This is a genomic window from Bradyrhizobium sp. 14AA (genome assembly GCF_054185205.1).
In genome coordinates this window covers 44,401-55,913 of sequence record NZ_JAVAYM010000005.1, presented here as the reverse complement: position 1 = coordinate 55,913, position 11,513 = coordinate 44,401, and the positions used below count along the sequence as shown (strand labels likewise).

Here is an 11,513-nt window from a genome sequence, read left to right as displayed (position 1 = left end):
GTCCTCCCCTACCAGACCACCGGGTGCGCTTCGCCGGTCTGCACGTTGATGAAACCGAGCGGCGCCTGCTCGCACGGCGCCACCAGCACCCAGCTCCAGGGCGCGCAAGTCAGCGTTGCAAACATGAGCCGTTCCGGGAATCCCGGATACCAGCGCGGCCGGAACGTCGGCTCGTACATCCAGTCGACCTTGCGGCCTTCTGCATAAAGCGCCTGCATGTCGGCATCGAGCGCTTGCGCCGAGCGACAGCTCATCAGCCCGCCGACCTCGAAGCGCACGGTGGCGACGAGCTCGCCCTCGCGCACCAGCGCCCATCCGCCTTGAAGTTCGATCAGCGCATTCACCGCCTTTGCCATCGCCGCGTCGGACGATCCGACCACCCAGATGTTGTGCTTGTCGTGCGCCACCGAGCAGGCGACCGCCGTCTCCGGCGTGCGCGGTCCACAACCGCGCCAAAACATCTTTGCGACCCGCCCGTCGCCGGAAAAGCGGTCGACGATCGCGAATTTGGTGATGGCCTCGCTCTCGTCGCGCTGCACGGCACCGTCACGGACCGGCAATTCGAGGGTGTAGAACTCAGGATGCCAATGGAAGGGGCGGATCACCGCCGCCTTCATCGTGGCCCGGCCAGGCTCAGCCCCCAGCTCGAAATCCTCAGGCTTGATCGTGCGCTTGACGTTGACCGTCCTGGTCGCCCACTCCGGCCATTCGATCGCCGGCACTTCGCCGAGATAACGCTTGCCGTCGGAGACCTGCGCACCATCGGCCCACACTTCAGCGATCGTGAGCTTGGCAACATCCGACAGCAGCACGACGTCGCCGAAGCGCCCCGGAGACAGACTGCCGACGAACGGCGTGAGGCGCATGTGTCGCGCCGGATTGATGGTGAGACACTGGATTGCGATTTCCGGCGCGAGGCCGGCCTCGATCGCGACCCGCGCGTTGTGATCGCTGGCGCCGAGCTCCAGCGTATGGCTGGCGCTGCGGTCATCCGTGGTGAACGCGATCTGCGACCAGTCCTGAAGGCCCTTCGCGAGCAGCCATTTGACGATCTCGTCCATGGCATAGACGCGAAGCTCGACGAACAAGCCACGCGTGAGCTTGTCCCAGGTTTCCTCCGGAGTCTGCACTTCATGGTCGGATGCGAGCCCGGCCGCGGCAAAGGCGTTGATGGAGGGCAGATCCCGCAAGCCGGAGGCATGGCCTTCGACGACACCGCGCGCCGCGAACGTCGCCTCGATCATGCCCCAGAGCCGCTTGTACGACGGATTGTCGGGATTCCACACTGCCGGCCAGTCCATGACTTCGTCGAGGCCGGTGACCATCAGGCTTTCGCTCATGAAGCGCGCCTGCTCATCGCGGCCATACCAGCCGCCACCCCATTCATACGCGGTCGGCGGCACCGCCGAGCCGGGCTGCGGAAAGATCTTGAGCGGCGAGCCGCGTCGGCGTGCCTCGAACCAGAATTCGAGATTGCGGGCACCATCGACATTGGAGAATTCGTGGCTTGCCTCGCAAGTCCAGGTATTGCCATGCGGCAGCACCAGCGCCGCCTCCCATTCCGGCGTCAGATGCGAGCTTTCGATATGCTTGTGCACCTCGCCGAAGCCGGGGACGGCGGCAAGATCCGGCCGATGCGCACGCTCGCGGACCTCGCCGGGATAGCTTCCGGCCGGCCCTACCCACGCGATACGCCGGCCCTTGAAGACGATTTCCTGATCCTGGCTCCAGGTGCGGCTGTGCACGTCGAGCAACCTGCCGACCCGCAAGGCGCGATCGGCCGGGCGGCGACCGAGCGCCGTCAGCACCAGGTCCTGGCGAATGCGAACCTCGTCCGGCGCGTTGATCAGGAGATCGTCGGGGATCGCATTCATGGCCTGCCTCACCTATGCCGGTACTTTCGCAGCTGCAGTCCGCTTCCGCGGCGATTTACCAGCCTTGTTACCGGCCTTGCCGCTGCGCGCGGCGGCATCGCGCTGCCGAACGTCCTTCAGGAGGGTCGTGAGCGCCCACTCGATGGCATCGGCGATCTCGCTGCTCGTCATGCCGAAATCCTCGCGCATCGCGTTCCAGGCCAGCACGTTGTTGAGGTAGGAGGCCAGCGCCTCCGCCTGGCGGACGTCCTTCGCGGGGAGATGCCGCACCAGCGGCGCCATCGCCTTGCGATGCTGGTCGATCAGGTGTCGGCGGAAGCCGGCGCGCACCCGGCGGCCCGCCCGAGTCATCGCGATGGCGCGCGCCAGATGCGGATGTCGGTCGAACCGCTTGCACAGCTTGCGGAAGATCTCGGGCAGTTCGTCGGGCGAGGTGAAGGGAATGTAGCTGAAGACGTTGTCCTCGATCCATTCGCCGGCCGCCGCGAACAGCTCCGCGCGGGTCTTGAAGTGCCGATAGATGGTTCGCTCAGCCACCTTCGCACGCTTGGCCACCGCGGCCATGGAGATGTCGTCGACCGCCTCGTCCTCCAGAGCCTCGACAAACGCCGCAATGATGCGCTGCCGCGTCATCTCGGCATATTCGTCACGAAGGCTGGCGATATGTCGCTTCGCTGTACTCATGTCATAAGTCTGACATTGGGCGGATTGGAAGGTCAAGCCGAGACTTGAGGCACCCCGCGCCGCAACAATGGGCGTCGCCGTGCTCCTGGACGTCTGGCGAGACTCACGCGCACGGCTTTCGCCGGCCGCCTGAAAAATGGACTTTTGCACATCGCCAAAATCGGATTTGCTCTGCCGAGAACTGCGCGCAACGGCGCCGCGCGGACGGCAAGGGAGCGGATCATGAACGGGCTTGGCGGGCTGAACAAATCGCCTGAGGGCGTGGTCATCGGCCTGGTGCAGTTACAACTGCCCAATGTCGTGACCCGCGCCGATCTAGCCAAGCAGACCGAGCGCATCGTCTGGATGGTCGGCAAGGCCCGCCGCAATCTCTCCACCATGGATCTGGTGGTGTTCCCCGAATATTCGCTGCATGGCCTCTCGATGGACACCAACCCCGAGATCATGTGCCGGCTCGACGGGCCTGAGGTCGCAGCCTTCAAGAAGGCCTGCGCCGACAACAATATCTGGGGCTGTTTCTCCATCATGGAGTTCAACCCGCACGGCAATCCCTATAATTCCGGGCTGATCATCGACGACCACGGCGAGATCAAGCTCTATTACCGGAAACTCCATCCCTGGATTCCGGTCGAGCCGTGGGAGCCCGGCGACGTCGGCATCCCCGTGATCGAGGGGCCCAAGGGCGCCAAGATCGCATTGATCATCTGCCATGACGGCATGTTCCCGGAGATGGCGCGGGAATGCGCCTACAAGGGCGCGGAGATCATGATCCGCACCGCCGGCTACACTGCACCGATCCGCGAGGCATGGCGCTTCACCAACCAGGCCAATTCGTTCCAGAACCTGATGGTGACCGCGAACGTCTGCATGTGCGGCTCGGACGGCTCGTTCGATTCCATGGGCGAGGGCATGATCGTTAATTTCGACGGCACCGTGCTGGCGCATGGCACCACCGGCCGCGCCGACGAGATCATCACCGCCGAGGTCCGGCCGGACCTCGTACGCGAGGCCCGCATCAATTGGGGCGTCGAGAACAACATCTACCAGCTCTGGCACCGCGGCTATGTCGCGGTGAAGGGGGGCGCGATGGACTGCCCCTACACCTTCATGCAGGACATGGTCGCCGGCACCTATCGCCTCCCCTGGGAAGACCAGGTCAAGGTCACCGACGGCACATCGTGCGGCTTCCCGACGCCGACGCGGATGTTCGGCAAGACGGCGAAGGCGGCGGAATAGACCCTTTCCGGCGGGAACCGCGACATTCTGGCACGGTAGTTGCTCCTTTTTGGCGTCCAAGTCGCGTCAAACGGGGGATTCCACCATGTCGACCATCACTGCGGCACCTGCCGCCGAACCGAAGCCACTCTACACCTCGCTGTTCGTCCAGGTCCTGGCCGCGCTGGTGCTTGGCGTCATCCTGGGGATGGCCGCTCCGGACTTCGCCATCGGGCTCAAGATTCTCAGCGACGCCTTCCTCAAGCTGATCTCGATGATCGTGGCGCCGATCGTGTTCTGCGTCGTCGTGCACGGCATTGCCGGTGCCGGCGATCTCAAGAAGGTCGGCCGGGTCGGCGTCAAGGCGCTGCTCTATTTCGAGGTCATGACGACCGTCGCACTCGTCGTCGGACTGCTGCTCGCCTACCTTTTCGGTCCCGGCCATGGCATGAACATCGATCCCTCGACGCTGGATGCCAAGGCGCTCAACACCTACGCCGACAACGCCCACAAGCTGTCGGGCGGCGGCATCGGCGCCTTCCTGATGAACGTGATCCCGACCACCTCCTTCGACGCGCTGTCGCGCAACGACGTACTTCAGGTGCTGTTCTTCGCTGTCCTGTTCGGCGTCGGCCTTGCGCTGGTCGGCGGCGAGAAGGGCAAGCTCGTCACCAGCATGATCGATGCCGCCTCCACCGTGCTGTTCCGCGTCATGGGCCTGATCGTCCGCGTTGCACCGCTCGGCGTGCTCGGCGCGGTCGCCTATACCGTCGGCAAATACGGCGTCGGCTCGCTGAAGCAGCTCGTGTCGCTGGTGATGCTGTTCTACGTCTCGGTCGGCATCTTCGTGCTGGGCGTGCTCGGCGGCGTGATGGCGCTCGCCGGAATCAACATCCTCAAATTCCTTGCTTACCTGCGCGAAGAACTCACGATCGTGCTCGCCACCGCCTCCTCCGACGCCGTGCTGCCGCAGATCATGAAGAAGCTGGAGCGGATGGGCGTCAAGGATTCCGTGGTCGGCCTCGTCATTCCGACCGGCTACTCCTTCAACCTCGACGCCTTCTCGATCTACCTGACGCTCGCCGTCGTCTTCATCGCACAGGCGACCAACACGCCGCTGTCCTTCGGCGACCTCCTGCTCGTCCTCGGCGTCTCGCTGATCACCTCGAAGGGCGCGCATGGCGTGCCCGGTTCGGCGATTGTGATCCTGGCGGCAACGCTCAACGCGGTGCCGAGCATCCCCGCGATCGGCCTCGTGCTGGTGCTGTCGGTCGACTGGTTCATCGGCATGGCCCGCGCACTCGGCAACCTCGTCGGCAACTGCGTGGCGACGGTCGTGGTGGCGGCCTGGGAAGGCGATCTCGACCGCGCCAAGGCGGCCAAGGTGCTCGAAGGCGGCGAACTGGTGGATGTGACCGCGGGATAGCGCGGGTCAGTCGTTCCACTGGAGGAGCGGCGTTCCGTACGCCCTCCTCCAGACCGACAGGAAGCGCGGAAACCAGGAGTGCGCCACGGCGCCCTTGTATGCCCAGGTGCGATATTTCAGGCCCTGCTCCGAGATCAGTTCCTGATAGCCGCCGTGGACCTCGGTCGCGGTGCGAATGTCCTTCAGAATTCCCTGAGCGCAGGCCCGGTAGGTATCGCTCCCTGAGGACTCATCAAAATCCAGCATGCGATCCGCGAACTCGACATTGAACGTCGGCCAGGAAGAGCGTCCCTGATAGGCGGGCGCCGCGATCTTGTGGATCATCTTGTTGCGCGGATTATCCGCGGAGACCAGGAAGTGGAAGGTGCTGGGGATGCGGAAGCGCGGCTCGGCGATGATCAGATCCGCCGTGGCCGCGAACAGCGCGCGTTCGCCGGCATCGGTCATGTCCCAAAAGCCGCGATGCACGCTGACGAAATCCAGCGCGACCGCGGACACCGGCGAGCCCGCCGGGCCGTCCAGCGAATGCCTGATATAGCCGTCCTTGCCGAACAGACGGAGCAGATCCCTCTTGTACTGCGCGAGGTCGCGTCCCAGCAGCAGCTTCAGCTCGTTCTCATCGACCACGCCAAGCTGCACGCCCCACGCGAAGGTCGTGTAGACGCAGGCATTGGTGACGAAACGCCGGCGCTCCGCACGCGTGTCGGTTGCGGCTGAGCGGGGCCCGCTGGCGTCGCACAGCAAATATCCGGTGCCGTCGGCGTCGAACGGCTCCAGCTCGCTCGCGAGCTTGAGGATCGCGCGCTTCAGGTCGCCACCATACTCGGCCAGCAGCAGGCGGCCGGCATGCGCGCATTGCGACATCGCCAGATGGGACGACGCCCGCTCCTCGGCTGAGAGCATCTGCTGGAGACCGGCTAAAATGCCGAGCAGCGTATCCGAGGGGCGCGAGAAATAGTTGACGCCGAGATACCGGCGGCTGCCGGCCGGTACGATGGTCGTGGTGACGACGTCGGCGCGAACCGCCTCCAGCAGCAGGCGGACGCTCTTCTCGAGCAGGCGCACCCGTCGCACCGCGTCCTGCGAATCCATGATGGTCTCGGGGTCGAGGACATCAGGGTAGAACCAGGCGAAGTCACGCGGATAATAGGCGGAGGCGTGCGGCGCGCCCGTGACGAGGAAAGCCTCGGTCACCGAAAAGGCGCTGTCCATCGAGTGCCGGTAAAGGTCCTCGATGGCCGACAACGAATGCTGCGGCTTCCTCAGGAATCGATCACCGAGAAAATTCACTGCCTGAAGAGCGTTGGCGACAAAGGTCGCCGCCATGCCCTGGTAAAACCTGTTTCCGCGATGTGACGGCAAGGAAATATCGCTGCTCATATGCGCCTGGTATCTCGTGATCTCCGGCAATGGCCGGTCACCATTCCAAGCGTGACTGATTCGTGTCTCACCCCGATGACGGGCGGGCCCCTGGCGGTCAGTTCGCGCCGGCACGGCCCTCCCGCGGCCTGAAATTCTCGATCAGCCGCAGCAGCACGCGCGCGCCTGCGTCGGCATCGGCCAGCTCGACATGCTCGTCCGGGTGATGGCTGATGCCGCCGCGGCAGCGGACGAAGATCATGCCGACATCGGCAATGTCGATCATGGCCATGCCATCGTGCCCCGCCCCGCTCGGCAGCTCGAACACGGAAAAGCCCTCTGCCTGGATCGCCTGCGCGATCTGGTCCTTCAGCCAGGGCGCACAAGGCGCGGTGCGGTTCTCGTGGGTGACGTCAAGCTGAAGTGCCAATTGCCGCCGCTTCGCGATGGCCTCGATCTGGCGGACGATGTCGGCGACCGCGCGCTTGCGGTGCATGTCGGTCGGCGCACGCATATCGATGGTGAAGGATACCTCGCCCGGAATGACATTGGTCGCGCCGGGCCGCGCCTGGATGTAGCCGACGGTGCCGACCAGGCCGGCCTCGTCGGTGCGGCAGAACTGCTCGATCGCACCGATGCATTCGGCAGCACCCGTGAGCGCGTCGCGGCGCAGCGCCATCGGCACCGTGCCGGCGTGCCCCGCCATGCCGGTCAGCCGCGCGGCAAGCCGCGTCGCGCCCGCAATCGCCGTGACGACGCCGACGGGCAGGTTCTGGGCCTCCAGCACGGGCCCTTGCTCGATGTGCAGCTCGAGATAGGCAAGCAGCTCGCGCCGCGCCCGCGCCGCCGCGCCGATATGATTGGGATCGAGCCCGAACGTGACGAGCGCATCACGCATCGAAACGCCGTCGCGATCGCGCGTGTTCAGGACGCTCTCGTCGAACGTGCCGGCCACGGCGCGGCTGCCGAGCAGCGTCGAGGCAAAGCGCACGCCTTCTTCATCCGCAAATCCGACGATCTCGACTGCGAACGGCAGGCGCTTGCCGCGGCGATTGAGATCGGCGATGCAGGAGATCGCCGTGATCACGCCCAGCGGCCCATCCCATTTGCCGGCATCGCGCACCGTATCGTAGTGGGAGCCGAGCATCAGGCAGGGCGCCCCCGGCCGCTCGCCCTCATAGCGCCCGCAGACATTGCCGATCGCGTCGAGATGCGCGCTCATGCCGGCGTCACGCATCCAGTCCAGGATGACGTCGGCGGCCTGGCGCAGCTCCTTGCTGAGATAGATTCGGGTGAGTTTGCCTGGCTCCTCCGAGATCGCACCAAGCTCGTTGATGCGGCTCACGATCTCTTCGCCGAGTGATGCATCCTGAACAGCGTGACCAGCACCCATCTCGGCGAGCTTTCTCTTCTCTGGACCGCGGCGGCGGCGGTCCTGGCAACAATCGATACAAGTTCGGTGCCAGCGAAATCACGCTGCCGACCGTCGTTCCAAGCAGCGCGTGGTTAGCATGAATGCAGGCTGCGGCAGACCCGTCCAGGCCTCGTCATACACACGCCGAATCCGGTTAGGACTGCTCAACTCCATTGCATACAATGATAAATTAGTGCTCATAATTTCATCTGCGATTTCCTGACCAAGTCTGCGACATACTAAATAATTTATATTTTTCAATACCTTGAATGGAATTGACCGCCGACTGACCTCTGGCACAAAGCTTGCGACAACTTATCCCGGCGCCGCCAAGACCGGCGGTCGCCGCGCGATCAGGGCGGGGCATCCGCCAAGGGGAGCAAGCAATGGATTTTGGCAGGATTTCACGACGTCATTTGTTGCAGGGCGGCGCGGCCCTCACCCTCGGTGCGGCAGCGGGTCTCCGCCCGGCCTTCGCGGCCGAGACGACCATCGGCTTCATCTATGTCGGCTCGCGCGACGACTACGGCTACAACCAGGCCCACGCGCAGGGCGCCGCGGCGCTGAAGAAGATTCCCGGACTGAAGGTCGTCGAGGAAGAGAAGGTGCCGGAGACAGACGCGGTCGAGAAGACGATCGAGTCCATGATCAATCTCGACGGCGCCACGCTGCTCTTCCCGACGTCGTTCGGCTACTACAATCCGCACATGATCAAGATGGCCAACAAATTCCCGAAGCTGCACTTCGAGCATTGCGGCGGCCTGTGGAGCGACAAGGATCCGAAGAACGCCGGCAGCTACTTTGGCTATATCGACGAAGCCCAGTACATCTCGGGCATCGTCGCCGGCTACACGTCCAAGAGCGGCAAGCTCGGCTTCGTCGCGGCAAAGCCGATCCCGCAGGTGCTGCGCAACATCAATGCGTTCGCGCTCGGCGCCAGGCTCGCCAATCCAAAGGCCACCACCCAGGTGATCTTCACTGGCGACTGGTCGATGCCCGTGAAGGAAGCCGAGGCCACCAACAGCCTGATCGACCAGGGCGTGGACGTGCTCACCTGCCACGTCGATGGTCCGAAGACCATGGTCGAGAACGCGGCGCGCCGCGGCGCCTTCGTTTGCGGCTATCACACCAACCAGTCCCCGCTCGCGCCGAAGGCCTATCTCACGGGCGCCGAGTGGAACTGGGAGGCGCTCTATCCCAAGTTCGTCAAGATGATCGCCGCCGGCGAGAGCATCCCGAACTTCTATCGCGGCGGCCTCAAGGAAGAGATCGTCAAGACCTCACCCTATGGCGAGGCTGTCTCCGCCGAAGCGCGCAAGCATGCCGACGAGGTCAAGGCAAAATTCCTGTCCGCCGACGGCTACGCCATCTTCAAAGGCGGGCTGGTCGACAACAAGGGCAAGACGGTCATCCCGGCCGGCACCGATCGCGGCCAGAAGGATCCTGAGCTCGAGAAGATGGACTATCTCGTCGAAGGCGTGCTCGGAGCGACTTCGTGACGGCGGAAACGGCGGATCCCACTGAGGCGGCCGGGACAATTGCCCCGGCCGCCGATCCCGGCTTCCTCCAGCGCCACGGCGGCACGATCGAATATGTCCTGATCCCGGGCGCGGCGCTCGCCGGCGCGCTCGCGGTCTTCGGCGTCTTCGTCGCGATGTTCGGCAAGAACCCGCTCGACCTCTATTTCTACATGTATTACGGCGCGTTCGGCACCTGGTTCTCCTGGCAGAACACGCTGACGCGCGCGGCGCCATTGATCCTCACCGCACTCTGCACGGCGCTGCCGGCGCAACTCGGCATGGTCATCATCGGCGGCGAAGGCGCGCTGCTGATCGGCGCGCTGTCGGCAACCAGCGCCGCGCTCGCGCTTCAGGGCCTGCCGCCGCTCGTCGTGCAGACCGCCATGGTTTGCGCCGGCGTGATCGGCGGCGGCTTGTGGATCATGCTGTCGGGCGGCTTGCGGCAATACCGCGGCGTCAACGAAACGATTTCGAGCCTCCTGCTCGTCTACATTGGCCTTGCGATCCTCAACCATCTCGTCGAAGGCGCGATGCGCGATCCCGCCAGCCTCAACAAGCCGTCGACCCGCGAAATCGGCGCCGCCAACATGATCGGCTCCATTCCCGGCACCGACGTGCATTGGGGTCTCGTCTTCGGGCTAATCGCCGCGATCGCCTCTTACATCTTAATCTATCACACCGTGTTCGGCTTCGCTGCGCGGGTGGCCGGCGGCAACATCCGCGCGGCGAAGATCGTCGGCCTCGGCGTCAGCAAGCTGATCCTGACCGTGTGCTTTCTCGCCGGCGGCGCGGCCGGGCTTGCCGGCATGGTCGAGGTCGCCGCCGTGCAGGGACGCACCAACGCCAATCTCGCGGCGGGCTACGGCTTCACCGGCATCCTCGTCGCCTTCCTCGCGCGGCAGAATCCGCTCGCCATCATTCCCGTCGCGATCTTGCTCGGCGGCATCAGCGCGAGCGGCGGCCTGCTGCAGCGCCGCCTCGGATTGCCCGATGCATCGGTGCAGGTGTTGCAAGGCATCATCTTCGTCTTCGTGCTGGCCAGCGATGCGCTCTACGGCCGCATCGGCTTCCTGAAGGGAAACTCCTGATGGCAGACGGATCGATCGGACTCTGGACCGTCCCGCTCGCCGTGCTCGGCGGCGCCATCCGCGTCTCCACGCCGTTCCTGTTCGTGAGCCTGGGGGAATGCATCACCGAGCGCTCCGGCCGCATCAATCTCGGCCTTGAAGGCACGCTGGTGATGGGCGCGATGAGCGCCTACGGCATCTCCTATCTCACGGGATCCCCGTGGCTCGGCGTGCTCGCCGCCGGGATCACCGGCGCGCTGCTCGGCGCGCTGCACGCCGGCATCTGCTCGCTGCCGCGCGTCAACGACGTCGCGGTCGGCATCGCCCTGATGCTGTTCGGCACCGGCCTTGCGTTCTATCTCGGCAAGCCGCTGATCGAGCCCACCGCGCCGCGCCTGCCCGCGATCGATTTCGGCTGGTGGAGCGACATCCCGCAGGTGCGCGCCGCATTGCGCATCAACGTGCTGTTCCTGATCGGCGTCGCGCTCGCGCCGATTCTCTATTGGGCCTTCCGCACCACGCGCTGGGGCCTTCTGATCCGGACCGCCGGCGAGAGCTCGGATGCCGCCCGCGCGATGGGCCATTCGGTGCTGTTGATCCGTCTGCGCGCCACCATGGTCGGCGGTTTCCTCGCGGGCATCGGCGGCTCGTTCCTGTCGCTGTTCTATCCCGGAAGCTGGAACGAGGGCCTCTCCTCGGGCCAGGGCATCACCGCCGTCGCACTGGTGATCTTCGCGCGCTGGGATCCCCTGCTCTGCCTGTGGGCCTCGCTCGCCTTCGGCGGCGCCGCGGCGCTGGGACCGGCGCTGCAATCGGTCGGCGTCACCTCCGGCTATCATCTCTTCAACGCCGCGCCCTACATCCTGACGCTGGCGATCATGATCATCACCTGCTCGCCGAAACGCACGCTGACCGGAGCCCCGGCCGAATTGTCGATCACCCGCTAGAGAGCAA

The 11,513-nt window shown here is 64.9% G+C and carries 9 protein-coding genes; 5 read left to right on the top strand and 4 right to left on the bottom strand.

Annotated features, from left to right (window positions below; all coding sequences use genetic code 11):
* Positions 1-8: 8 nt before the first annotated feature.
* Complete coding sequence (locus tag RAD15_RS11895) at positions 9-1,874, bottom strand: adenine deaminase (protein ID WP_458177509.1); 1,866 nt, start codon at positions 1,872-1,874, stop codon at positions 9-11.
* A 12-nt stretch (positions 1,875-1,886) separates the two neighbouring features.
* Positions 1,887-2,558, bottom strand: coding sequence for a TetR/AcrR family transcriptional regulator (locus RAD15_RS11890; protein ID WP_458177507.1), 672 nt, complete (start codon positions 2,556-2,558; stop codon positions 1,887-1,889).
* Between the two features lie 222 nt (positions 2,559-2,780).
* Here RAD15_RS11890 and RAD15_RS11885 point away from each other — a divergent pair, with 222 nt between their 5' ends.
* Both RAD15_RS11885 and RAD15_RS11880 read left to right on the top strand, forming a co-directional pair.
* Positions 2,781-3,794, top strand: a complete 1,014-nt coding sequence (locus tag RAD15_RS11885; protein ID WP_458177505.1) for a formamidase — start codon at positions 2,781-2,783, stop codon at positions 3,792-3,794.
* An 85-nt stretch (positions 3,795-3,879) separates the two neighbouring features.
* A complete protein-coding gene (locus RAD15_RS11880) occupies positions 3,880-5,199 on the top strand; it encodes a dicarboxylate/amino acid:cation symporter (protein ID WP_458177503.1) in 1,320 nt (439 codons plus the stop codon).
* Positions 5,200-5,205: 6 nt separating this feature from the next.
* Here the strand turns inward: RAD15_RS11880 and RAD15_RS11875 are convergent, their stop codons facing one another.
* Positions 5,206-6,579 carry a hypothetical protein gene (locus RAD15_RS11875; protein ID WP_458177501.1) on the bottom strand — a complete coding sequence of 458 codons (1,374 nt, stop codon included), beginning with the start codon at positions 6,577-6,579 and terminating at the stop codon, positions 5,206-5,208.
* Between the two features lie 97 nt (positions 6,580-6,676).
* Positions 6,677-7,951: an allantoate amidohydrolase gene (locus RAD15_RS11870; protein ID WP_458177499.1), complete on the bottom strand. Its 1,275-nt coding sequence runs from the start codon at positions 7,949-7,951 to the stop codon at positions 6,677-6,679.
* Between the two features lie 407 nt (positions 7,952-8,358).
* Here RAD15_RS11870 and RAD15_RS11865 point away from each other — a divergent pair, with 407 nt between their 5' ends.
* The 3 genes from RAD15_RS11865 to RAD15_RS11855 are packed head-to-tail and all read left to right on the top strand — an operon-like array spanning position 8,359 to position 11,506.
* Positions 8,359-9,471, top strand: coding sequence for a BMP family ABC transporter substrate-binding protein (locus RAD15_RS11865; RefSeq protein ID WP_458177497.1), 1,113 nt, complete (start codon positions 8,359-8,361; stop codon positions 9,469-9,471).
* Positions 9,468-10,580: an ABC transporter permease gene (locus RAD15_RS11860; RefSeq protein WP_458177495.1), complete on the top strand. Its 1,113-nt coding sequence runs from the start codon at positions 9,468-9,470 to the stop codon at positions 10,578-10,580. Before RAD15_RS11865 ends, RAD15_RS11860 begins: the two co-directional genes overlap by 4 nt.
* Positions 10,580-11,506 (top strand): ABC transporter permease, encoded by a 927-nt coding sequence (locus tag RAD15_RS11855; protein WP_145661734.1) that lies wholly within the window; start codon positions 10,580-10,582, stop codon positions 11,504-11,506. The genes RAD15_RS11860 and RAD15_RS11855 overlap by 1 nt, the downstream gene beginning before the upstream one ends.
* The last annotated feature ends 7 nt before the right edge of the window (positions 11,507-11,513 follow it).